General features: G+C 75.5%; 14 protein-coding genes. 8 read left to right on the top strand and 6 right to left on the bottom strand.

Translation table 11 applies throughout. The annotated features are described in order from the left end of the window. Nucleotides 1-110 precede the first annotated feature (110 nt). From Cba03nite_RS25025 to Cba03nite_RS24995, 7 genes are all read left to right on the top strand, one after another. Complete coding sequence (locus tag Cba03nite_RS25025; RefSeq protein ID WP_203750852.1) at nucleotides 111-8,177, top strand: type I polyketide synthase; 8,067 nt, start codon at nucleotides 111-113, stop codon at nucleotides 8,175-8,177. Then, entirely contained in the window at nucleotides 8,174-14,824 is a 6,651-nt protein-coding gene (locus Cba03nite_RS25020; protein ID WP_203750850.1) for a type I polyketide synthase, read from the top strand. Before Cba03nite_RS25025 ends, Cba03nite_RS25020 begins: the two co-directional genes overlap by 4 nt. Nucleotides 14,825-14,844: 20 nt before the next feature. Next, entirely contained in the window at nucleotides 14,845-16,437 is a 1,593-nt protein-coding gene (locus Cba03nite_RS25015) for an FAD-dependent monooxygenase (protein ID WP_203750848.1), read from the top strand. A 6-nt stretch (nucleotides 16,438-16,443) separates the two neighbouring features. Beyond that, nucleotides 16,444-17,325 (top strand): bifunctional riboflavin kinase/FAD synthetase, encoded by an 882-nt coding sequence (locus Cba03nite_RS25010; protein ID WP_203750847.1) that lies wholly within the window; start codon nucleotides 16,444-16,446, stop codon nucleotides 17,323-17,325. Further along, nucleotides 17,322-17,969, top strand: a complete 648-nt coding sequence (locus Cba03nite_RS25005) for a TetR/AcrR family transcriptional regulator (RefSeq protein WP_203750846.1) — start codon at nucleotides 17,322-17,324, stop codon at nucleotides 17,967-17,969. Before Cba03nite_RS25010 ends, Cba03nite_RS25005 begins: the two co-directional genes overlap by 4 nt. 125 nt (nucleotides 17,970-18,094) lie before the next feature. Continuing rightward, nucleotides 18,095-19,543: a DHA2 family efflux MFS transporter permease subunit gene (locus tag Cba03nite_RS25000; RefSeq protein ID WP_203750845.1), complete on the top strand. Its 1,449-nt coding sequence runs from the start codon at nucleotides 18,095-18,097 to the stop codon at nucleotides 19,541-19,543. A gap of 170 nt (nucleotides 19,544-19,713) precedes the next feature. Beyond that, a complete protein-coding gene (locus Cba03nite_RS24995) occupies nucleotides 19,714-20,184 on the top strand; it encodes a hypothetical protein (protein ID WP_203750844.1) in 471 nt (156 codons plus the stop codon). Between the two features lie 2 nt (nucleotides 20,185-20,186). On the opposite strand, the gene Cba03nite_RS24990 is transcribed toward Cba03nite_RS24995, so the two are convergent. Further along, nucleotides 20,187-20,711 carry a methyltransferase family protein gene (locus Cba03nite_RS24990; protein WP_203750843.1) on the bottom strand — a complete coding sequence of 175 codons (525 nt, stop codon included), beginning with the start codon at nucleotides 20,709-20,711 and terminating at the stop codon, nucleotides 20,187-20,189. A 67-nt stretch (nucleotides 20,712-20,778) separates the two neighbouring features. Here Cba03nite_RS24990 and Cba03nite_RS24985 point away from each other — a divergent pair, with 67 nt between their 5' ends. Next, entirely contained in the window at nucleotides 20,779-21,390 is a 612-nt protein-coding gene (locus tag Cba03nite_RS24985) for a TetR/AcrR family transcriptional regulator (RefSeq protein WP_203750842.1), read from the top strand. On the opposite strand, the gene Cba03nite_RS24980 is transcribed toward Cba03nite_RS24985, so the two are convergent. The 5 genes from Cba03nite_RS24980 to larB form a co-directional block, all read right to left on the bottom strand. Next, nucleotides 21,387-21,998, bottom strand: a complete 612-nt coding sequence (locus Cba03nite_RS24980; RefSeq protein WP_203750841.1) for a TetR/AcrR family transcriptional regulator — start codon at nucleotides 21,996-21,998, stop codon at nucleotides 21,387-21,389. The genes Cba03nite_RS24985 and Cba03nite_RS24980 overlap by 4 nt on opposite strands. Before the next feature lie 188 nt (nucleotides 21,999-22,186). Next, nucleotides 22,187-22,657 (bottom strand): MaoC family dehydratase, encoded by a 471-nt coding sequence (locus Cba03nite_RS24975; RefSeq protein WP_203750838.1) that lies wholly within the window; start codon nucleotides 22,655-22,657, stop codon nucleotides 22,187-22,189. Further along, nucleotides 22,654-22,800, bottom strand: coding sequence for a hypothetical protein (locus Cba03nite_RS24970; RefSeq protein WP_203750837.1), 147 nt, complete (start codon nucleotides 22,798-22,800; stop codon nucleotides 22,654-22,656). Before Cba03nite_RS24970 ends, Cba03nite_RS24975 begins: the two co-directional genes overlap by 4 nt. A 56-nt stretch (nucleotides 22,801-22,856) precedes the next feature. Beyond that, a complete protein-coding gene (larC, locus tag Cba03nite_RS24965) occupies nucleotides 22,857-24,095 on the bottom strand; it encodes a nickel pincer cofactor biosynthesis protein LarC (RefSeq protein ID WP_203750836.1) in 1,239 nt (412 codons plus the stop codon). Continuing rightward, nucleotides 24,092-24,760, bottom strand: a complete 669-nt coding sequence (gene larB, locus Cba03nite_RS24960) for a nickel pincer cofactor biosynthesis protein LarB (protein WP_203750835.1) — start codon at nucleotides 24,758-24,760, stop codon at nucleotides 24,092-24,094. The genes larC and larB overlap by 4 nt, the downstream gene beginning before the upstream one ends. Nucleotides 24,761-24,824 lie beyond the last annotated feature (64 nt).

The raw sequence follows: 24,824 nt of genomic DNA, 5'->3' as shown, positions 1-24,824 counted from the left end.
TAGACTTCATCAAAAGGAGAACTCATCTTTTGATGACTTAGATCGCAGGCCGCGCAGCCGCCACGGATGTGCAGGTCACAGCGGGATGAGCGGCAGGAGGCGCGGATCGTATGGAGACTCCACAGCGCGATGCCGGACCGGTCGGCGACATCGCCGTGGTGGGCGTCGGTTGCCGCCTGCCCGGCGGAGTCACCGACCTCGACGGGCTCTGGGAGGTGCTCAGCCAGGGGGTGGACACCACCGGGGCGGTGCCGCCCGAGCGCTGGGGCGCCGAGTTCCACAGCCCCGACCCGGACGCACCGGGCACGAGCTACTGCCCGCGCGGGTCGTTCCTCTCCGATGTGGAGACGTTCGACGCCGACTTCTTCGGCATCTCCCCGCTGGAGGCCGGCGAGATCGACCCGCAGCAGCGGCTGCTGCTGGAGACGGCGTGGGCCGCGATGGAGGACTCCGGCCGCCCGCGCGAGAAGTGGTCCGGCAGCCGGACCGGCGTCTACGCCGGCATCCTGGCCATGGACTACACGCTGCTGCACAGCAAGACCGCGGGCATCGGCAGCATCAACCCGTACTACGCCAGCGGCAAGGAGTTCAGCTTCGCGGCCGGGCGCATCGGCTACGTGTTCGGCCTGCACGGGCCGAGCATGATGGTCAACGCGGCCTGCTCCTCCTCGCTCATCGCGGTGCACCTGGCCTGCCAGGCGCTGCGGGCCGGCGAGTGCGACACCGCCCTGGCCGGCGGGGTCAACCTGCTGCTCGCGCCCGAGCTGAGCGTGTTCATGAGCAAGGTGCGCGCGCTGTCGCCCAGCGGCACCTGCCGCCCCTTCGACGTAACCGCCGACGGCGTCGTGCGCGGCGAGGGCGCCGCCATGGTCGTGCTCAAGCGCACCCAGGACGCCATCGCCGACGGCGACCGCATCCTGGGCGTCATCGCGGGCAGCGCCACCAACCACGACGGCCGCAGCGCCGGGCTCACCGCCCCCAACCCGGAGGCGCAGCAGGCGGTGCTCGCCCAGGCGCTGCGCGCCGCGAAGCTGGAGCCGCGCGACCTGTCCTACGTGGAGGCGCACGCCACCGGCACCCCGCTCGGCGACCCGATCGAGGTCGCCGCGCTGGCCGCCGTGCTGGGCGCGGGCCGCGAGCCGGACGCGCCGCTGCCGATCGGGTCGATCAAGGCCAACTTCGGCCACCTCGACTCCGCCGCGGGCATCCTCGGCCTGCTCAAGGCCATGCTGATCGTCCGGCACCGGGAGGTGCCGCCGCAGATCAAGCTCGACCGGCCGATCGACGACCTGCGCGCCTCCGGCCTCACCGTGGCCACCGAGGCCACGCCGCTGGCCGCCGCCGACGGCCCGCTCTACGCCGGGGTCAGCGCGTTCGGCCTGTCCGGCAGCAACGCGCACCTCATCCTCGCCTCGCCGCCCGCGCTCGGGGCCGGGGTCCCGCGCCGTCCCGTGGCGCGCAAGGGCCGCCCGGCCGCGGCGATGCCGCTGCTGCTGCTGTCCGCCCCGGACCAGGTCCGGCTCGGCCGGCACGTGGCCGAGCTGGCCGCGGCGCTGGCCGCCCCGGACGCGCCGGACGCCGGTGACCTGTTCGCCACCGCCGCGGTGCGGCGTACCCACTTCGCCGGGCGGATCGCGGTGCGCGCCGCGTGCGCCGCCGAGGCACGGGCCGCGCTGGACGCGTACGCCCTCGGCGCCGAGCACCCCGCGATCCGCGCGGGCGACACCACCGACGCCCGGCCGCTGCCGTTCGTGCACGTCTTCTCCGGCGCGGCCGCGCACCCGCGGATGGGCCTCGGGCTCTACCGCACGCAGCCGGCGTTCCGCGACGCGCTCGACGAGTGCGCCGCCGTGATCGCGGCCGAGGCGGGCTGGTCGCTGCTGACCGAGCTGGGCCGCAGCAACGCCGCCTGGTCCCGGCAGCCCGAGATCAACCTGCCGGTGCTGGTCGCCGTGCAGCTCGCGCTTTCCCGGCTGTGGACGTCATGGGGGCTGCCGCCGGTCGCGGTGCTCGGCCACGGGCCGGGCCGGATCGCGGCCGCCGCCGCCTCGGGTGTGCTGGACGCCGCCGACGCGATGCGGCTCGCCCTGCGCGCCGCCGCGCGGCCCGCCGCCGCCGCCGACCGGCTGATCACCGCCGACGGCTCGGTGGACGACGTCACCGCGGCCGTCAGCGACATCGCCGGGGTGCGTGTGCTCGACGTGACCGGCCCCGCCGCCGTCGTGCTCGCCGGATCGGCCCGCGCCGTCCGCCAGGCGGCCGCGGCGCTGCGCGCCGCCGGGATCACCAGTGGTCCGGCGCGGCCGCTCAGCGCGTTCGACCTGAGCCCCGGCTCGGCCGAGGCGGGCGAGCTGGCCGCCGGGCTCACCGTGCGCGCGCCCGCCGTCCCGATGCTGGGACTGCCCGCCGACCACGTCAACGACGCGGACCGGATCGCGCAGGTGCTCGGCCCGGACTGGCTGTGGCCCGCCGTCGACGAGTTCCTGGGCAAGCGCGCCGTGCACTTCCTCGAACTGGGCCCCGGTCCGGTGCTCGCGGCGCAGCTGGTCGAGGCGGGCCGGCACCGCAAGCGGACCAGCCGGGCCTACGCGGCACTCAACCACGCGCCCGACGCCGTGGCCGCGATCGCCGACACCCTCGCCGCGCTGTACGTCACCGGCGCGCCGGTGGAGTGGGACCGGGTGTTCACCCCCCCACGCACGTTCACCCCGCTGCCGCCGACCGAGCTGGCGGGCCGACGGTTCTGGCTCGCCGGAGTGCCCGCAGGAGCCCAGGGCGCTCAGGTCGCGGGCCCGCAGGACACGACCTCGGCGACGGCGACCAGCCAGTCCGTGACCCTGGCGCAGCCGAGCGCGACCGGGCACGGACCGGCCCCCACGGGGCAGCCGGGCATCGCCGGGCAGCCGAGCGCAGTCGTGCCGGGAGAGTCCGCGCCGGCGGCCGTTTCGGCGACGCTGCCTGATGCTCGGATCCCCTCGCCCCGCACCCCGGTCTCCGGAGCGGCGCCCGCCGCTGCGGCGGTGGACGTCGGCATACCGGACGGGCTGCCCGCGCTGTCGCGCGAGGACGTCGCCGTCGAGCTGACCCGGATGGCGGCCGTCCTGCTCGGGCACGACCCGCAGCGGCGGCTGCCGCGCGCGCAGGGCTTCTTCGACCTGGGTATGGACTCCTTCACGCTGGGCCGGTTCGCCCGCGAGGTCAGCGGGCGCTACGGCGTCGACCTCGGCCCCGGCGAGCTGCTCGACCACCCGAGCCTCGACCAGCTGACGGATCTCGTACTCACCCTTACCCCGGCGGTGGCGGTGCCGCCGGCGGCGGCTCCTGCCGAGCAGGTCCCGGAGACGGCGGCCGCGGTGCCCTTCCCGCAGGCTGTGGGCCCGGCAGAGCCGCAGGCGGCCGCGGCGGTGGGGGTCGCCGCGGCCGCCCCACCCGCCGCACCGGCCCCGGATCCGGACGACGACGCCATCGCGATCATCGGCATCGGCGCCCGCTTCCCCGGCGGCGACGAGGGGCCGGACGGCTACTGGCGGGTGCTGCGCGACGGCGTGGACGCCACCCGCGAGGTGCCCGCCGACCGCTGGCCCGCGGCCGAGCTGCTCTCCACCGACCAGGCGCCGGGCACCGTCGCCACGTCGCGCGGGTCGTTCCTGGACCGCATCGACACCTTCGACCACCAGTTCTTCCGGGTGTCCGCCCGGGAGGCCCGCAGCATGGACCCGCAGCAGCGGATCTTCCTGGAGGTGGCCTGGGAGGCGCTCGACGACGCGGCGGTCGACCCGCGCGGCGGCGCCGCCGGGCGGGCCGGGGTGTTCGCCGGGCTCAACACCACCGACTACCAGCAGCTGGTCACCCGGCACACGGGCAACGTCGACCTCTACTACGGCACCGGCAACTCGTTCTCCGGCACGTCGGGGCGGCTGTCGTACTTCCTCGGCCTGCGCGGGCCCAGCCTGACCGTGGACACCGCCTGCTCGGCCTCGCTCACCGCCGTCCACCTGGCCTGCCAGAGCATCCGCTCGGGCGAGTGCGAGCTGGCGGTCGCGGGCGGCGCCAACGCCATGGCCACCCCGACCGTCTACCTGGCGATGTCGGCCGGTGGGGCGCTGTCGGCCGACGGGCGGTGCAAGACGTTCGACGCGGCCGCCGACGGCTACGGCCGGGGCGAGGGCGCGGGCGCGGTGGTGCTGAAGCGGCTGAGCCGGGCGCTGGCCGACGGGGACCGGGTGTACGCGGTGATCCGCGGCAGCGCGGTGAACCACAACGGCGCCAGCGGCGGGCTGACCGTGCCCAGCGCCGAGGCGCAGACCGAGGTCATCCGGACCGCGCTGGAGCGCGGCGGGGTCGAGCCCGGCGCGGTCGGCTACGTCGAGGCGCACGGCACCGGCACCCGGCTGGGCGACGGCATCGAGCTGCGCGCGCTGGCCGCGGCGTACGGCACCGGGCGTGATCCGGCCCGGCCGCTGCTGGTCGGCTCGGCGAAGACGAACATCGGCCACCTGGAGGCGGCCGCCGGCATCGCCGGTCTGATCAAGACGGTGCTCGCGCTGCGGCACGCGCAGATCCCGCCCCACCTGCACTTCACCGACCCGACCGGACAGGTGGCGTGGGACCGGCTGCCGCTGCGGGTCAGCGCGGCGGGCACGGCGTGGCCCGCGGGCGAGCGGCCCCGGCTGGCCGGGGTGAGCGCGTTCGGCTTCACCGGCACCAACGCCCACGTCGTGCTCGGCGAGGCCCCGGCCGAAGCGCCCGCCGCCCCGGCGGACGCGGGCCGCTACTACGTGCTGCCGGTGTCCGGCGCGGGCGAGGCGGTGGCCGCCGACGCGCTCGACCGGCTGCGGGGGCACGTGTCCGGGCTGGACGGGAGCGGGCTGCGCGACCTCGCGTACACCGCCTTCCGGCGGGCGCATCACGAGCACCGCCGGGCCGTCGTCGGGCGCACCGCTGCCGAGCTGGCCGAGGCGCTCGCCGCGCCGCCGTACGCGGGCGTGGTGCCCGCCGGGACGCAGCCGCGCACGGCGTTCGTGTACGGCGCGACCCTCCCCGACCTGGACTGGCTCGCCCTTGCCGAGCGGGAGCCGGTGTTCGCGGCCGCGCTCGACGAGTGGGCGGCGGAGATCGCCGCCCAGCTCGGCCAGGACCTGCGGACCCGGCTGCGCGGCGGTGTCGCCGGGGACCGGGTCGCCGCGCTGGCCGTGCAGGTCGCGCTGGCCCGGCTGTGGCAGGCCCAGGGCGTATGCCCCGACGTGCACGTGGGCCGGGGTCTCGGCGAGGTGGCGGCCGCGGTGTGCGGCGGCGCGCTGGACCTGGCCGACGGCATACGGGTCGCGGCGGGCCGGGGCACGCCCACCGCCCGCGGCACCGCCACCGTCCTGTTCGACTCGACCTCGGCGACCGCGCGCACCGGCGACCCGCTGGCCCCCTGGTACGGCTCCGACGCGTGGGCAGGTGCCACCGCGTCGGCGCTGACCAGGTCGGGGCCGGTGCTCGCGGTGGCGGTCACCGGCGGCCCGGCGGCGAGCGAGCTCGCCGGGCACGCCCCCCAGCTGGTCACGGCGCTCGGCGGCGATCCCGTCCCCCGATCGTTCGCCGACGCCGTGGCCCAGCTCTTCGTGCACGGCGCGCGTCTGCACCTCGCCCAGGTCACGCCGCGCGGCCGGGTCGTCTCGCTGCCCCGCTACCCCTGGCAGCGGCGGCGGCACTGGATCGACGTGCCGGTGCTGCTGGCCGACGACCCGAAGGTCGCCGGGCACGGCGGCCCGCACCCGCACCTGGCCCCGGCGTTCGTCCCCGCCGACCAGCCGGACGTGCGCTACCACGGGGTGCGCGGCCCGCTCGCCGCCGACGGCACCGCCACGGTGTTCGACCTGGCCGAGACGGCACTGGCCGCGGCCCGCGACGCGCTCGGCGGTGTGCCGCTGACGCTGACCGGCCTGGCCGCGGCGGACCTGTCCGGCCGCCTGTGCTCCGGCGACCGCGGCCCGCAGCTGCGGCTCGCCGCCGACGGCGCCGGGCTGGCCGTGACGCTGCACCCCGCCGACGGCTCGCCGCCCACGGCCCGCCTGCACGCCGGGCCCTCGGCCTCGGGCGCGCACGCCGCCGGAACCGGCGCCGCCGCCGAGCCGGACGGTGCCGCGGCGGGGACGGTGGTCGAGGTCAAGCCCGCCGGCGGGCTGCTGCTCGCGCCGGACACGATCGCCGCGCTGCTGGCGGCGGCTGCCGAGGCGCTCGGCGGGCACCCGGTCGAGCTGTCCACGCTGGACGGTGTCGACTGGTGGGCCGCCGCCCCGGACCGGGTGACGGTCCTGGCGGCGGTGGCTCCGGACGGCACGGTCGACGCGACGGCGTACGCCCTGGACGGCACGCAGGTGTGCGCGCTACGCGGACTGCGCTTCGTGCGGACCGCGCAGACGCTGGTCAGCCCCGAGGAGGCGGCGCGCTGGACCGCCTCGGGCTACCGGACCCGGTGGGAGCGGGTGGACGTGCCCGCCGGTACGCCGACCGGCACCTGGGCGGTGCGGCCCGCCTCCCCGATCGCCGAGGACCTCGCGGTCGCGGTCGCGGCGGCCCTGGCCACGCGCGGTGCCGAGATCACCGAGGGCCGGGCCGACCGGATCGTGCTGGTGACCGGCGGCGAGGAGCCCGAGGCCGACGTGACCGCCGCGCTGGTCGCCGCGGGCCGGGAGGCGGTCGCCACCGGCGCCCGGCTGTCCGTGGTGACCAGCGGCGCGAGCGACGCCGCGGGCGCCGTGCCCCGGCCCGGCCCGGCCGCCGCCGCGGCGACCGCGCGGGTCGTGGCGACCGAGATCGGCACCGCGTGGGGGCTGCTCGTCGACGTGCCCGCCACCGGCGCCGCCGACGCCGCGCTCGCGCTGACCGCCCCGGAGCTGCCGGAGGACGAGCTGGCGCATACGGCAGGCGGCTGGCACGCGCCACGCCTGGAGCATCTCGGCGCGCTGCGCGGCCCGCTGCCGGCGCCCCGGCTCGACCCCGAACGCTGGTACGTGGTCACCGACGGCCTGGACCCGCGCAACGAGACCTTCGTCGGCTGGCTGCGCGAGCACGGCATGCGCCGCCTGGCCGCGGTGACCGCGACGGCCGACACGGCCCAGGTCACGCGCCTGACCGAGGAGGGCGTCGAGGTGCGGATCGTCCCTCCGATCGGCATCGGCGGGGCGCTGGCCGAGCTGCCCGTCGCCGGCGTGGTGCACCTGGCGCAGCCCGCGCCGCTGCGCGCGCTGGCCGAGTTCGATCCGGCGGAGGCCGCCGCCGACCTGGACCGCTACCGCATCGCGGCGGAACTCGACGCCGCGACGCGTGGCACCTCGACCCCGATGTTCGTCGTCACCGGCTCGGCGGCGGCGCACTTCGGCGCGGTGGGCGCGGCGGGGCGGGCGGCGGCGGAGGGCGCCTTGCTGGCGCTCGCCGCCGCCCGCCGCGCCGCGGGGACACCGGCCCAGCTGCTGCGCTGGATGCCCCGCGCGGACACCGGCGACCTGTCGGTACGCGACGCGGCCGGTATGGCGGTGAGCGGGGTGACCCCCGCCGACGCCGCCGACCTGCACGAGGCGTTCGGCCTGCTGCTGCGGTCCGGGGTGGCGCACGTGGACCGGGCGGTGATCGCCGAGCCCGCGTTCGTGCGGGCGTACGGCGCGGCCGCCCGGCGCTCGGTGGCCGCGGCGATGGCCGCCGACGGCGCGACCGGCGCGATCGCCGCCGCGCCCCGTGCCGCCGAGGTGCTCGCGCTCGACGCCGACCAGCGCCTGGACCGGGTGCTGGCGGCGGTCTGCGGGGCGGTGGCCGAGGCGCTCGGCGACACGGACGTCGCCCCGGACGTCGGCTTCTTCGAGCTCGGCATGGACTCGGTGATGTCGATGGCGCTGCGCAGCACGGTCGAGCGGGAGTTCGGCTGCTCGCTCACCCCGACCCTGACCTTCGAGTACCCGACGAGCCGGGCGCTGTCCGCGCACGTGCTCGAACAGATCGGCGGCGCGCCCGCCGCCCGGCCCGGCCCCGCCCCGGCCGCCGCGACGCCCGCCGGCCCCGCGCTCCCGGTCGCCGGCCCCGCCCCCACCGCCTCGGACGGCCTCGACGAGGCCTCGGACGACGACCTGATGACCCGACTGGCCCTGGCGCTGAGCGGAGCCCGCCGCCTGCTGGACGAGAAAGGGCAGAGATGACCGACATCGACTACCGGCCACACCTCGTGGAGGCCCTGCGCACCATCGAGGAGCTGCAGGCCCGGCTCGCCGAGCCGCAGACCGCCGAGCCCATCGCCGTCATCGGCATGGGCTGCCGGCTGCCCGGCGGCGTCACCGAGCCGGACGAGTTCTGGCAACTGCTGCGCAACGGCGTCGACGCGACCGGGGAGTTCCCCGCCGAGCGCGCCGACACCGCGGCGTACTTCGACCCGGACCCGAACGCGCCCGGCAAGGCGCACACCATGCGCGGCGGCTTCCTCGGCCGGATCGACCGGTTCGAGCCGGCCGTGTTCGGCATCTCGCCGCGCGAGGCGGTGGGCATGGACCCGCAGCACCGGCTCACCCTGGAGGTGACCTGGGAGGCGCTGGAGCGGGCCGGGTACGCCCCGGACCGGCTGGAGGGCACCCGCACCGGCGTCTACCTGGGCGTGTCCACGACGGACTACGTACGGCTGCGCCAGCAGGTGGGCGACCCGGCCGACATCGACGCGTACCAGCTCGTCGGCGAGCCCAGCTTCCTGGCCGGGCGGATCTCGTACACCCTCGGCCTGCGCGGGCCGAGCCAGGTGATCGACACCGCCTGCTCGTCGTCGCTGGTCGCGGTGCACGAAGCGTGCCAGGCGCTGCGCTCCGGCGAGTGCGACCTGGCCCTGGCCGGCGGGGTCAACCTGATGCTCGCGCCGTACGGCTTCGTGCTGATGAGCAAGTTCGGCGCGCTGGCGCCGGACGGCCGGTGCAAGACCTTCGACGCCTCGGCCGACGGGTACGCCCGCGGCGAGGGCGCCGGAGTCATCGTGCTGAAGCGGGCGAGCGAGGCGCTGGCCGACGGCGACACGATCCTGGCCTTCGTCAACGGCTCGGCGATCAACCACGACGGCCGCTCCAGCGGCATGACCGTGCCGAACCCGACCGCCCAGCGCGACGTGGTCGAGCGGGCGCTGGCGCAGGCCCGGATCGCGCCGGACCGGGTGGACTACGTCGAGGCGCACGGCACCGGCACGTCCCTGGGTGACCCGATCGAGCTGCGCGCGCTGCACGACGTGCTGGCCGCGGACCGGGCGGGCGGCGACCCGCTGCTGGTCGGCTCGGCCAAGACCAACATCGGGCACCTGGAGTCGGCCGCCGGGATCGCCGGGCTGATCAAGATCGTGCTGGCCATGCGGCATGGCGAGATCCCGCCCCACCTGCACTTCACCCAGCCCAACCCGAACATCGACTGGGACCGGCTGAACGTGCAGGTGACCGCGTCGCACCAGGACTGGCCGTCCCGCGGCGAGCACCGGGTGTCCGCCGTGAGCAGCTTCGGCGTCAGCGGCACCAACGCGCACGCCGTGCTCACCTCGGGCCCGGCCCCGGTGGCGGACCGGGCCGGTGCCGAGGCCGGGTTCGAGACCGTGTTCCTGCACGCGCGCAGCGGGCAGTCGCTGACCGAGCTGGCCGACCGGTTCGCCCGGCACCTGCGCCGCGAGCCCGGCCTGGCGCTGCGCGACGTCGCCTTCACCACCCAGGTCGGCCGCAGCCGCCAGCCCGAGGGGGTGGCCGTGGTGGCCGACAGCGTCGACGGCGTCGCCGACGCGCTGGCCGCGTACGCCCGCGGCGCCCGCGACACCCGGGTCGTCGAGGCGAGCCTGCCCGCGCACAAGCACCGCAAGACGGCCTGGCTGTTCACCGGCCAGGGCTCGCAGTACGCCGGGATGGCCGCGGGCCTGCTCGCCGAGCCCGCCTTCAAGGCCGCGTTCGACGAGGTGGCGGCGCTGCTCGACGAGGGGCTGGACCGGCCGCTGCGCGAGGTGGTCTGGCCCGCCGCGGGCACCCCCACCCCGCTCGACGACACCCGCTACACCCAGCCCGCGCTGTTCGCGATCGAGTACGCGCTGTCCGCGCTGTGGCGCTCGTGGGGCGTGAAGCCCGCCGCGGTGGCCGGGCACAGCATCGGCGAGATCACCGCCGCGGTCGTCGCCGGGGTGCTCTCGCTGCCCGACGCGGCCCGGCTGGTGGTGGCGCGCGCCCGGCTGATGTCGGCGCTGCCCGCGGGCGGCGTGATGCTCGCCGTGCGCTGCGACGAGCAGACCGCGCGCCGGTTCATCACGCCCTACCCGGACACCGTGTCGCTGGCCGCGGTGAACAGCCCCAACGACGTGGTCGTCGCGGGGGCGGCGGACGACGTGGCCGCCGTGCAGCAGGCGATGGCCGCCGAGGGCATCGCGGGCACCCTGCTCACCGTCTCGCACGCCTTCCACTCGCCGCTGATGCGGCCGATGGTGGACGAGTTCCGCCGGGTGCTGGACGGGCTGACCTTCCACGCGCCCCGGGTGCCGATCGTCTCCAACGTCACCGGCACCTGGTGGACCCCGGCCGACGCGGGCCCGCAGTACTGGATCGACCACGCGCTGGGCGCGGTGCGCTTCCTCGACGGCGTACGCACGCTGCACGCCGACGGCTTCCGCACGTTCCTGGAGCTGGGACCGCAGCCGGTGCTGTCCACGCTCGGCGCGCGCTGCGTCGACGACGAGCAGGCCGTGTTCACCGCCTCGCTGCGCCGCGGCGGCGACCGCCAGCAGCTGCCCCGCGCCCTGGCCACGCTGCACCTGCGCGGCGCCGCGATCGACTGGGCCGCCGTGCACGCCGGCCGGGACGTGCGGCGGGTGGCGCTGCCCACGACACCGTGGCACGGCGAGTCGTACTGGTTCCGCGAGGCGGCGCCGGTGGCGGCCGTGGCCGCGGCCCCGGCCGGCGAGACGGTGCTCACCGACCCGGTCACCGTGCTGCGAGTGCCCGGCGCGCACCCCGTCTACCAGCTGCGCCCCCCGGCCGACGGCACGGACGTGGCGCTGCCGCTCGGCGCGCTGGCCGGGCTCGCGCTGGAGCTGGCCCGCGACGGGTACGGCCGCCGGTGCACCGTGCTGGAGGAGCTGGTGGTGCACGAGCAGCTCGGCGCGGCCGAGCTGGCCCGGGGCGCGCAGGTGACGCTGTCCCGGGTGGACGAGGCCGGGGTGCGGTTCGCGGTACACGCGGCCGACCCGGCGGCCGAGTCCGCGGGCGCGCCGTGGCGGCTGCTCGCCGAGGCCGTGGTGCGCACCCGGCCCACCGCCGAGCAGCACATGGCGATCGAGGCGGATCGCCTGGTCACCCACGACTTCGATGCGGCGGCGGCGGCCAACGCGCGCCGGGTGCTGGACTGCGACGTGGTCGCGCACGTGCGCCGCGAGGGCGACGGCGTGCTGTTCGCGCTCGATCCGGCCGCGGACATCACCGCCGCGCGGGTCGTCGACGCCACCCTGGCCGCGGTGCACTGGGCCGCGGGCCGGACCGAGGGTGCCGCCCCCGTGGACGGGACCCGGCTGGGCGGGCTGGTCTGCGCCGACCCGGCCCGGGTGCGCTATGTGTATGCCACCGGCAGCCGCGACGCGGCCGGGGCCGTCACCGGCAGCGTGCGCCTGTACGCCGAGGGCGGGGCCTGGATCGGCGGCGCGGCGACCGTCGCGGCGCCCGCCCCGCTGCCCGCCGGGCTGGTCCGCACCGCCTGGCAGGACCCGGCGAGCCTGCTCTACGACCTGGTCTGGCAGCCGCTGCCGCCCGGCACCCCGGCTCCCGCCCCCGTGGCCGGCGCCGGGCACCTGTTGCTCGCCACCGAGCTGGCCTTCGCCGACCAGCTCGCCGAGGAGCTGCGCGCCCGCGGCGCCCACGCGGTCGTCGCCGCGCCCCCGGTGCGGGGCGTCGGCGCGGACTGCGAGCCCGACCTGAACGCGCTGCGCGAACTGCTCGCCGCGTGGGCCGCCACCACCGCCGCGCCGTCCCGGATCGTGCTGCTCACCGGGCTCGCCGCGCCGCGGCTCAGCCACACCGACTCCCGCGGCCTGCACGAGCACCTGGCCGTCTCCGATCTGCTGGTCACCGCGCTGGTGCAGGTGCTCGGAGAGAGCCTGCCGGGGGTCCGGCTGGTCCTGGTCACCCGCGGCGCGGCGGCGACCGGGTTCGAGGGGTCCGAGGTGGACGCGGTGAGCCAGACCCTGTGGGGTCTGGGCCGGGTGGTGGCGCTGGAGCATCCGGAGCGCTGGGCGGGCGCGATCGACCTGGACCCGCACGACCGGCGCGGCGAGTGCGGCCGCCTGATCGAGGCGCTGGGCCGCACCGCGGCCGAGGACCAGCAGGCGGTACGCGGCACGAACGCGCTGGTGGCCCGCCTGATGTCGCGCCCGCTGCACCCCGGTGAGGCCGACCGCGAGCCGCCCGTGCGGGCCGACGGCAGCTACCTGATCACCGGCGGCTTCGGCGGCATCGGCCAGGAGATCGCGGTCTGGCTGGCGGTGGCCGGCGCGGGACGGATCGTGCTGTCCGCCCGCTCCCCGCTGCCCCCGCGCGAGACCTGGGACGGCGAGCTGTCCGCGGCGGACCGCGCCCGGGTGGACCTGGTGCGGCGGCTGGAGCGGCTGGGCGCGCAGGTGACCACGGCCGCCGTCGACGTGGTGGACGACACCGGCATGGCCCGGCTGTTCACCGAGCTGGCCGAGGACCGGCTGCCGCTGCGCGGCATCGTGCACGCCGCGGGCGTCTCCGGCCCCGCGTTCGTCCGCGACGTCACCCCGGCGGAGTATCGCGCGGTCTGGGCCCCGAAGGTGGTCGGCGGCGCACTGCTGCACCAGCTCAGCGGGGCCTCGGCCGAGCTGGAGCTGTTCCTGTCGTTCTCGTCGGTCGCCGCGACCTGGGGGTCGCAGCACCTGGCCAGCTACTCGGCGGGCAACGCGTTCCTGGACGGGCTGGCGCACCTGCGCAAGGGGCAGGGGCTGCCCGCGCTGACCGTCGCGTGGGGACCGTGGGATCTGCCCTCGGCGCTGTTCGACGCCGAGGTGATGGCGTTCCTGCACGCCACCGGGCTGCGCTCGCTGGACGCGGCGCAGTCGCTGCGGCTGCTCGGGCCGCTGCTGGCGAGCGAGCGCCCGACCGCGGTGGTCTGCGCCGCGGACTGGTCGGTCTACAAGTCGGTGATGGAGGCCCGCACCGACCGGCCGGTGCTGCGTACGGTGCACGTCGACGACGACGAGGCGGACTCCGCCGAGCGCGGCGCGTACGCCGACCTTGCCGCGCTGGCCGGTGCCCCGGACGCCGCCGACGCCGCGCGTGACCTCATCACCCCGCTGCTGGAGGACGTGCTGGCGGGGGTGCTCGGCGGCACCTCGATCGGGCCGGACGACGACATCGTGCGCTGCGGGCTGGACTCGCTGATGGCGATGGAGGTCGTCCGGGCCCTCAAGCGCGAGCTGCGGGTGAGCGTCAAGGCCAGCGCGCTGTTCGAGCACCCCACGGTCACCGACTGGGCGGTGCTGGTGCGCGACGAGTTCGCGCGGGCGCACTGGGGCGGCGAGGGCCCGGCCGAGACGGCGGAGCGGGCGGACCAGACCGATCCGGCCTGGATCGACGCCGACGTGCGGCTCGACCCGGCGATCGTGCCGCAAGGGCCGGTGGTCGTCACGGAGCAGCCCCGGCACGTGCTGCTCACCGGGGCGACCGGCTTCGTCGGGGCGTACCTGCTGGACGAGCTGCTGGCCCGGACGGACGCGACGGTGCACACGCTGGTGCGCTGCGACGACGCCGCCGAGGGCCTGGCCCGGGTGCGCGCCAACGTCGAGCAGTACCTGCCGTGGCGGCCGGAGGCGGACGCCCGGGTGGTGATCGTGCCCGGTGACCTGGCCGCGCCGCTGCTGGGGCTGGGCGAGGAGCGCTTCGCGGCGCTCGCCGCGGACTGCGACGGGATCTACCACGCGGGCGCCTGGGTCCACTTCAGCTACACCTACGACCAGCTGCGCCCGGCGAACCTGACCGGCACCGAGGAACTGCTGCGCCTGGCGGTGCACGGGGGCCGGACGATCCCGGTGCACCACGTGTCGACGTACGGCATCTGGGGCGTGCCCGCCGAGGGCCGCCACGCGATCGCCGAGGACGAGCCGATCAGCACGGCCGGCCGCCTGGTCACCGGCTACGTGCAGACGAAGTGGGCGGCCGAGCGGCTGGTCGAGCAGGCCCGCGAGCGCGGCCTGCCGGTGGACGTGCACCGGCTGGGCCGGGTGCTCGGCGACTCGCGCACCGGCGCGTGCCTGACCACGCACTTCACCACCCGGGTCATCAAGGGCTGCGTGCAGCTCGGCCTGGCCCCGGACATCGACATCGACATCGAGATGACGCCGGTCGACTACACGGCGCGGGCCATGGTCGCGATCGCCCTGGGCAAGCAGTCCTTCGGCGACACGTACCACCTGATCAACCCGGTGAAGATGCGCTTCCTAGACCTGATCCGGATCATCCGCGAGCACGGCTGGCCGGTCGAGGTGGTCCCGGTCGAGCGCTGGTGGTCGGTGCTGCGCGACTCGTACGGCAACCGCCCCAACGAGCTGCACGCGGTGATGGGCGTGGTCGAGGAGTTCGTGGTCGGCGGCGAGGAGGCCATCGACTACGGCACCGCGCAGGCCGAGGCCGCCCTGGCCGGCACCGGCATCAGCTGCCCGCCGCTGGACGCCGAGCTGCTGCACACCTACCTGGTCTGGCTCCGGGACAGCGGCTACCTGCCCGCGCCGGAGCCCGCACCCCAGTCCACCCCGCCGGCGCGGTCCCGGTCGCGCCGGACACGTTGAGAACGGCTACGGAGGTCGAGATGTCCAACGGACTGTCACAGCAGGTCATCATCGTCGGCGCGGGACCGGTCGGCCTGACGCTCGCGTGCGAGCTGGCCCTGTCCGGGGTGCCCACGCGTGTGATCGAGCGGCGGGCCTGGCGCACCAAGGAGTCGCGGGCCATGGGCCTCTACCCGGGCAGCATGGAGCTGTTCGACTCGCGGGGCCTGGCCGAGACCTTCGCCGAGTTCGGCAACCCGGCCGACCGGATCACGCTGAGCACCGGCGGCTCGGTCGAGCTGTCCGCGCTGCCGTCGCGGTACGCGTACCTCAACGTCATCCCGCAGAGCGTGATCGAGGAGATCCTGGAGACCCGCGCCCGCGAGCTGGGGGTCGAGATCGTCCGGCGCACCGAGGTGGTCGAGTTCGCCCAGGACGAGACCGGGGTGACCGTCACCCTGCGCACCGACGGCGTGCAGCGGCAGGAGCGCTGCGCGTACCTGGTGGGCTGCGACGGCTCGCACAGCGTGGTGCGCGAGCAGCTCGGCATCGACTTCGGCGGCAGCACCCACCAGTACGCGGCGATGCTGGCCGACGTGCGGCTGGCCAAGGCGCCGCTGGAGAAGGTCCGGCTGACGCCCGCCGCGGGCGCCGTCGGCGTCAGCATCGCCTACGGCGACGGGTGGTACCGGCTGGCCTGCCTGGACCGGTCGCAGCCGTGGAGCGACGAGCCGCTGACCATGGAGGTGCTGCAGCAGACGTTCGCGCGCATCGTCGGCTACGACGCGGGCCTGCACTCGCCTCGCTGGCTGGCCCGGTTCAAGGTGCACGAGCGGCTGGCCGACCGCTACCGGGTGGGCCGGGTGCTGATCGCCGGGGACGCCGCGCACCTGCACTCGCCGCTCGGCGGCCAGGGCATGAACCTCGGCATCCACGACGCGTTCAACCTGGGCTGGAAGCTGGCCGCCGAGATCGCCGGCTGGGCGCCGCCCGGCCTGCTGGACTCGTACGAGGTCGAGCGGCGGCCGGTCGCGGCGGCCACCATCCGGATGACCGAGCGCGCCACGCAGATGGTCACCAGCGCGTCGTCGCGGGTGCGCGGCATGCGCCAGCTCGTCACCGGCGGTGTGCTGCGCAGCCCGCGGATGCAGCGGGCGGTCGCCGCGCGCATCGCGGGTCTGAGCAACAGCTACGTCGACGGGCCCGGGGAGGGCCCGCTGGCCGGCACCCGGACACCGGGCCTGACCCTGCACACCATCGGCGGCATCCCGGTGCAGGTGCACGAGCTGCTGCGCAACGGCACCTTCGTGCACCTGGAACTGCGCGGCACCGAGCCGGCCGACACCGCCGACTGGGGCGAGCTGGTGACGCCGGTGGCGGGCCGCCTCGTCGCGCCCGGCCCCTGGGGCGCGGCGACCGCGGTGCTGATCCGGCCCGACGGCCACGTGGCGTGGTCGACGACGACCGTGGACGACGAGGACCGGGCGGCCGAGACCGCCGCCGCGATCACCACCTGGTGCGGCACGCCGTACCCGGGGCGGCGGGTGCCCGAGGGCTGGCCGCACGACTTCCCGGCGGAGGCGCCGTCCGCGGTGCTCGAAGCGGATCTCGCGATCACCGTCCCGGAGCGGTGAGCGGCCATGGAGCACTGGCAGTCGGCGGCGCGGCCGCCGGAGGGCTGGACGGGCTGCGTGGTCACGATCGGCTCGTTCGACGGCGTGCACCGCGGCCACCAGGCGGTGCTCCGCCTGGCCGTGGCCCGCGGCCGCAGCCTGGGCCTGCCGGTCGTGGTGTACACCTTCGACCGGCACCCGCGCGCGGTGGTCCGTGCCGACCAGGCGCCCGCGCAGCTCACCACCCCGGCGGAACGGGCCCGCCTGATCGCCGGGCTGGGCGTGGACTACCTGGTCACCCAGCCGTTCACGGAGCGCTTCGCGGCGCTGGCGCCGGGCGACTTCGTGCAGTCGGTGCTGGTCGACGGCCTGAACGCGAGCCTCGTCGTGGAGGGGGCCGACTTCCGGTTCGGCCGCTTCGCGGCGGGCGGGGTCGACGACCTGGCGGCCATGGGCATCATCCACGGCTTCTCGGTCGAGGTGCTGGAGTTGCAGGCAGCCGGCGGGTACGCCGGTGCGGCGTACTCCTCGACGCTGGCCCGCGGCCTGATCGCGGCCGGCGATCTGACCGGCGCCCGTGAGGTGCTGGGCCGGCCGCACCGGGTGACCGGGGTGGCCGGCCGGGCCGGACACCCGTCGGCGGGCCGGGGACGGTTCACGGTGCGGGTGGCGCCGTACGCGGCGCTGCCCACGCCCGGCACCTACCGCGGCACGCTGCACCTCGACGACGTCGCGCTGCCCGCCCGGATCCTGGTGCGGCCGGACGCGGGCGAGCCCGGCGAGGTGCAGGTCGAGGTATCCGACGAGGGCGCGGGCCTGGCCGCGGCGGGCGAGGTGGCGCTGGACCTGCTGGCCCGCATCGCCGCGCCCGCGGCCGGCTCGCTGCGGCCGGCCGGGATCCTGCCGTGAGCGCACAGGGGCAGGCCGTGTCCGACCTGCCGGTCGCCCCGGGCTGGCGGCGGCCGGGCCGGCGTCCCGGCGCGCACCACACCGCCGACCGCATCCTGGACACCGCGCTCGCCATGTTCGCGGAGTCCGGGCTGGACTCGGTGACGGTGCGGGGCATCGCGGCCCGTGCCGACGTCGACGCCGCCCTGGTGCACCACTTCTACCGGTCGAAGGAGGGGCTGTTCACCGCCGCGGTGGACGGCGCGGCGGTGCCGCCCGGCCTGGCCGAGCTGCTCCACGAGCCGCTGGCGGGGGCGGGAGGGTCCCTGGTCGCGCTGTTCCTCGCGCACTGGGAGCTGCCGGAGGTGCGGCCCCGCCTGCTGGCCGTGCTGCGCTCGGTGCCGTCCAGCCCCGTCGCGGCGGGGCTGATGCGGGACTGCCTGGACCAGCACCTGACGGCGGCGCTGGCCGGGGCGGGCGCGGACCGGGCCGCCGAGCGCGCCGCGCTGATCGGCACGCAGCTCATCGGCCTGGCGATCGTCCGGTACGTGCTGCGCTCCGAGCCGCTGGCGAGCCTGCCGGTGGAGCGGGCGGCCGCCGCGGCGGGACCGGTGACCGAGATGTACCTGGCCGGACCGGTCGCCCGGCTGCGCAGACCGGGGTGAGCCACGCCATATCGACCCTTTGGCATGGATCACGCTGGACCGACCGGCCTAATTGAACGTACGATGATTTCGTCACTCGATGACTTCGGTCGAAGCCATCGCCACGGACCGATGGGAGTAGTCACGTGGAAACTGGAAGGAGGCAACCCAGTACCGCCTGGACCTGGGTTGCGGCACTCGTCGGCGTCTTCATGGTGGCCGTCGACACGCTGGTGGTGACGACCGCGCTCCCGGAGATGCAGCGTCACCTGAACGTCGGCATCTCCGGCCTGGAATGGATCGTCAACTCGTACACGCTGACGTTCGCCGTGTTCCTGCTGGTCGGCGCGGCACTGGGCGACCGGTTCGGCCGCCGCCTGCTGCTCGGGCTGGGCCTGGTCATCTTCACCGGGGCCTCCGCCCTCGCCGCCGCCGCGCCGAACCTCGGCACGCTGGCCGGCTCGCGCGCGCTGCAGGGCTTCGGCGCCGCGATCATCATGCCGCTGACCATGACGCTGCTGGCCAGCGTCGTGCCGGCGGAGAAGCGCGGGCACGCGTTCGGCCTGTGGGGCGCGATGGTGGGTCTGGGCATCGCGCTCGGCCCGGTCGTCGGCGGCTCCATCACCGAGGCGCTGTCCTGGCAGTGGATCTTCTGGATCAACGTGCCGATCGGCGTGCTGCTGCTGCTGATCATGCCGCTGGTGCGGGAGAGCCGGGGCGGCGCGGGCCGCCTCGACCCGCTGGGCACGCTGCTCATCACGGTCGGCCTGTTCGGCGTGGTGTACGGCCTCATCCGCGGCGCGGAGCTGGGCTGGGACGACCCGACCATCCTGACCGGCCTGATCGGCGGCGGCGTGCTGGTGCTCGCCTTCGCCGTCTGGGAGCGGTACGCGGCGGCGCCGATGGTGCTGCCGAGCCTGTTCCGCAGCCGCGGGTTCACGCTGACCACGGTGATCGCCATGATCATGCCGTTCGGCGCGTTCGCGGCCGTCTTCCTCGGCGCGCAGTACCTGCAGACCATCATGGGGTACTCGCCGCTGGAGGCCGGGGTGCGCACCCTGCCGATGACCGCGATGCCGCTGATCGCCGCCCCGCTGTCGGGCCGGCTCAGCGACAAGATCGGCGGCAAGCCGCTGGTCGTGCTCGGCCTCGCGCTGCTGTCGTCCGGCATCGGCTGGATCGGCCTCATCGCGACGCCGGACCTGCCCTACGGCGACCTGGTGCCGCCGTTCATCCTGGCCGGCTTCGGCCTGGGCCTGTTCATGCCGGCCGTGGCCGCGCTGGCGATCAACTTCGCGCCGGCGAACCTCGACGGTGTCGCCTCCGGCGTCACCAACGCGGTGCGCCAGGTCGGCACGGTGCTCGGCGTGGCGGTCGCGGGCGTGATGTTCGCCGAGTACGGCGGCTTCAGCAGCCCGCAGTCGTTCGTCGACGGCCTGGTCGCGGCGCACAAGGTCGCCGCGGTCGCCCTGGCGATCGGCCTGCTGGTGGCCATCTTCATCCCGCGTTCGCGCCCCCAGGGGCATGGTCACGGGCACGGCGCCGGCGAGCAGAGCACGGCCCCCGCGCCGGAGCTGGCCGGAGTCAAGGGCTGAGGCCCGGTACGCCGGGGAGGCACTCCTGGTTGCCCCCTATGGGTGCCTTCCCCGGCGACCGTCGCATATCCGCTCTTTGGCCGATCGGACATCCCGCGTAGGTCTTAAATGGACCTACTGTGTAACGGGTCGAGCTACGGCCATCGATCGATGGAAGGGTCCCCTCAACCATGAACGCGGTCCGCCTGTCCTGCAACGGAGCCAGCATCGTCCACTTCGAGCCCGACGGCCTGCTCGTCACCGCGAGCATGCTCCCGCTGGGAGCGCAGCACGTATGGCACGCGCTGACCCTGCAGATCTCCTACCTCGGCACCGGCGGCGTGCTCACGTACGTGCAGACCGGCGGCGGGGGCGGGCAGGGCGACGCGTCCATGGAGCTGACCACGCTGGGCGGGCGCAGCGACCGGACCCGGCCGGACGTCCGGATGGTGCGCTTCGACCTGCCCGAGGGCGTCTCGCAGCGCACGGTCACCATCTGGGGCATGCCGGGCGGCGAGGACGACGCGCGCGGCGAGCTGTCCATCACGATCGAGGGCACCCCGGCCGAGATGACGGTGACCACCCGCGCCGCGTTCACCCGTTCCGAGCTGCCGCTGGCCCGGCTGCGGCCGGTCTCCTCGTGCGCCACCGACCTGCTATGAGCTCAGCTCGCGCTCTCGTCGGCCGCCGACCGCTCGCGGCGGCCCCACCGCGGGAACCAGGCCGGCACCTGGCGCCGGTACTCCGCGTACGACTCGCCGTAGCGCGCGAGCAGCCGGGGCTCCTCGTAGAAGTGCACGAACGCCGCCTGGCCCAGCGACACAACGACCCAGTAGACCAGCAGCGAGGTGCTGCGCAGCACGGCCGCCTGGCCCAGGATGGCCATGTCCACCGCGACGTACATCGGGTTGCGGACGAAGCGGTAGAGCCCGCCGACGACCAGGTGCTCGGTCTCGGCGACCGGGGCCGGCGTGCCGAGCCCTTCGACGATGAAGCGCAGGAAGGAGTGCAGTAGGGTAGCCACGCCGACGACGATGAGGACCCAGCCCACCGCGGTGAGCAGGCCCTGAGCCGGCACAGCCGGGCCCGGTCGCCAGTGGCTGATCCACCACGGCAGCAGACCGACCACCGTCCCCGGAGCGACACAGAGAAACACCAGGCTACCGAGGACCGCCTTCGCTTTCCGCATTCGGATCATTCTACATAGAGATCTTCAAGCGTCAATGGATGTCGAAGCTACCGGACGAGGAGGAGCGATGTCCGAGCAGCGGGGCGAGGGCCCGGCGCCGAAGCAGACGGGACGCCGCCCCGGCCCGGTCTCCAGCTATCAGGCGGTCCTGGCGGCCGCCCGGCGGGAGTTCGGCACACACGGCTACCAGGGCACCACCACGCGCGGCATCGCGACCGCGGCGGGTGTGGACACCGCCCTGATCCACCACTTCTTCCTCACCAAGGACGGGCTCTTCGAGGCCGCCGTCGGCCAGGCGTTCCGCTGCGACGACCTGCCCGCCCAGATCGACGGCGACCGGGCGCAGCTCGGTGAGCGGCTGGTCGCGGCGTTCCTGCGGCACTGGGCGCAGCCAGAGGTCAACGACTGCCTGCGCGGCGTGCTGCGCTCGGTGCACACCTCCGCGCTGGCCGCGGACGCGGTGCGGGACCTGCTCGGCGAGGGCGTGCTGGCGCCGGTGATCCGGCAGCTCGGCGTGGCCTCGGTGGAGCGGCGCGCGGCGCTGGTCGGCGCGCAGCTGGTCGGCCTGGCCACGGTGCGCTACGTGTACCGGCTGGAGCCGGTCGCGTCGCTGGACCCGCAGCAGGCCGCGGTGCTGCTCGGCGAGGTGTTCCAGCGGCTGCTGGTGGGCCGCCTCTAGGCCTGCTCGGGCAGCGGCCCGGTGAGCAGGCGCTGCAGCGCCGCCCCGGTGCCCCGGACCAGCTCGCCGAGGTCCGTCTCCGCCAGCGGGCCGCCGACCAGGTAGCGGCAGACGGTCACCCCGGTCAGGTGGGTCGCCGCGAGCGCGGCGCGCAGCCGCGGCCGGTCCGGGCTGACGCTCGCCGCGATGGTCCCGAACAGCTGGCTGAGGAACTCCGACTCCAGCCGGCCCACCGCCTCCGTGCCCTCCAGGGACGCGGCCATCCGCGCCCGCTGCAGGTCGGCGGTGGCCGGGTCCTCCCACGGCGCGAACACGGCCGCCGCGGCCCGGCGGCCGATGGTGGACGCGCTCTGCCGCAGCAGCCGCGCGGCCAGCTCCAGCGGGTCGCGGTCGCCGGACAGCGCGTTCCAGAGCAGGTTCTCGCGGGATCCGTAGTAGTGGCGGACCAGCCGCGGATCGACCTCGGCGGCACGGGCGATGCTGCGTACGCTGGCGCCGCTGCAGCCGTGCTCGGCGATCTCGCGGCGGGCCATTTCCAGGATCGCCTGGCGCACACCCCCGGGAGCCGTCTCGCCGGCGTCTGCCACCGTCTGCACTCGCGCAACCATGGGGCACACCCTCATCCCGGTCGTCAACGATGACACCGCCGTCATCATAGCGCAGCGAGGGTGTAACAAGTCTGTGCCACATCGAGTCCGAAGTGGAGCGAATGCGCGATTCACGCGCTTCGTCGCCCTGATAGTCGAAGCTCCCACCTCGTGCCGCGAGGTGGGAGCTTCGACGCCGAGCGCGCGGGTCAGGCGGCCGCCTCGTCGGGGAAGACCGCGAAGATCTGATCGGCCACGCAGACCGGGCGGACGCTGCGGTCCGAGGACATCGTCATGCGGGCCACCACCCGGTAGCCACCGGGGATGCGGCGCACGTCGCGCACCTCGGCGCTGCCGCGCAGGCGCGAGCCGGTGGGCACGGTGCCGCTGAAGCGGACCCGGTCGAAGCCCAGGTTGATGACGCTCTTGGCGTTGCGCACCCGCACCAGGTCGGCGACCATCGCGGTGCACAGGGACAGGGTGAGCGCGCCGTGCGCGATGGTGCCGCCGAACGGGCTGTCCGCCGCGGCGCGCTCGGTGTCCACGTGGATCCACTGGTGGTCGTTGGTGACGTCGGCGAAGGACGTCACCCGGTCCTGGTCGACGGTCTGCCAGTCGGTCGGGCCCCAGACCTCGCCGATCGTGTCCGGCAGGGTCGCCACGTCCTCGATGACCCTCATCGCCCACCGCCCTCGGGCCCGAACGCCTTGATGCGCCAGCCCTCGATCTGCGGCGCCGCGGCCTCCTGCCGGCCGCTGATCGTGCGCACCACTGTGTACACGGCGCCGACCAGGATCGCGCCGATGACCAACCGCTTGAGCACGGTATCCACCCTCTCCGGGGGTTCGCGGAACGGAATAACTCCTCTTTTGATGAATTCTATTCCGGACGCAGTGCCTGGTCAAGGCCGTCGATGCCCTGAGCGGCCGCGAAGCCGTGCAGCGCGGCCAGCACCCGGGTCACCGGCAGCCCGTTCGCGCGGGCCGCGGCGACGACGTCGTCGTACTCCGGCTGCGCGGTGACCACCCGGCCGTCCAGGAAGCCGCGCTTCACCCCGACCTCGGCCGCGCCCACCCGCACCCGCACCTGGTCGCGGCGCAGGCTGCGGCGCTCCACCGGGGAGACCCGCACGCCGAGCGTGGTGGTGTGCTCGAAGACGGCCCGGCACAGCGCGTCCAGCCGGTCGGCGTCGACGAGCACGCTCAGCACGTGCGCCGGGCGGCCCTTGTGGCCGAGCGCGGGGGTGCACCAGGCGTCCGCCGCGCCCACCGCGCGCAGGTGGTCCAGCAGGGTGGGCCAGACCCGGGGGTCCAGGTCGTCGACCGTCGCGTCGACCCGGTGCAGCCGCGCGTCCAGCCAGCCGCCGTCCTGCGCGGCCCCCTCCGCCGCGTCGCCGAGCACGATGCGGACCACGTTGGGGTGGGTCTGCGGATCGCGGGTGCCCGCGCCGACGCCCACCGCGACCGGGGTGCCCGCGGGCGGCGGACCCCAGGTGGTGGCGAGGGCGGCCAGCAGGGCGGCCCCGGTCGGCGTGCACAGCTCCATCCGGGCGGGGTGCTCGGCCACCGGCGCCTTCGCGGCCGCGACCAGCTCCAGCACCGCGGGCACCGGCACCGGGATCAGCCCGTGCGCCGCGCGTACGGTGCCCGAGCCCAGCGCGATCGGCCCGACCACCCGGACCACGCCGTCGCCCAGCAGGTCCAGGTCGTGCAACGCCAGCCCGCAGCCCACGATGTCCGCGATCGCGTCGAGCGCGCCCACCTCGTGGAAGTGGATCCGCTCGATCGCGACGCCATGCACCCGCGCCTCGGCCTCGCCCAGCCGCTGGAAGACCGCGGTGGCGAAGGCGGCCACCGGGGGCGGCAGCTCGGCCCCGCCGATGACGGCCAGCACGTCGGACAGGTGCCGCTCGGTCTCCGTCTCCGGCGCCTGGACCTGGGCGTACGTCGCCCGCAGGCCGTGCCGGCGCACCTGCACCGGGTCCACGGTGACCGGCTCCACCCGCAGCGAGGCGAGCCCCTTGCGCACCGCGTCGACCGACGCGCCCGCGTCCAGCAGCGCCGCGAGCAGCATGTCGCCCGCGCAGCCCTGGCCCGGGTCGATCCACAGTGTCCTCATCCGGCGGCCCTCGCGGTCGCCCGCGCGATCCGGGCGGCGGCCACCCCGGCGCCGAAGCCGTTGTCCACGTTAACCGTGGTGATCCCGGGCGCGCAGGTGTTCACCATGGCCAGCCAGGCGGTGACGCCCTCCAGGTGCCAGCCGTAGCCGACGCTGGTCGGCACCGCGACGATCGGCGTGCCGATCAGGCCGCCGACCACGGACGGCAGCGCTGCCTCCATCCCGGCGACGACCACGACCACGTCGGCCGCCTTGATCCGGTCGAGCTGGTCGAACAGGCGGTGAATTCCAGCCACCCCGACATCGACGATCTGGTCGGCGGCGGAGCCGAAGACGGCGATGGTGGTGGCGCACTCGCGCACCACCGGCAGGTCACAGGTGCCCGCGCTGACCACGGCGACCCGGCCGCGCGCCGGTCGCGGCGGGCCGAGCACCACCGTCCGTCCGATGTCGTCGATCACGGCACGTGGCAGGTTGCGGCGGCAGTGCTCGCGACCCGCTTCGTCGACCCGGGTGGCGAGCACCGGTCCGTCGGGATTGGCCGCGTGCAGGCCGCGCAGCGCGCCGACCACCTGCTCAGGCGTCTTGCCGTGTCCGAAGACGACCTCCGCGTCACCGGTGCGGGCCCGGCGGTCGACGTCAAGCGTCGCATAACCCAGCTTCATCTGATGATTTCCTCGTCTGTTGAGTTTATGCTCAAACCATACATGGCTATGCGTCAGCAAGGGA

The sequence above is a fragment of the Catellatospora bangladeshensis genome (assembly GCF_016862575.1).
Lineage (GTDB): Bacteria > Actinomycetota > Actinomycetes > Mycobacteriales > Micromonosporaceae > Catellatospora > Catellatospora bangladeshensis.
The sequence above is the reverse complement of the archived record's forward strand: the minus strand, read 5'-3'. Positions and strand labels throughout refer to the sequence as shown.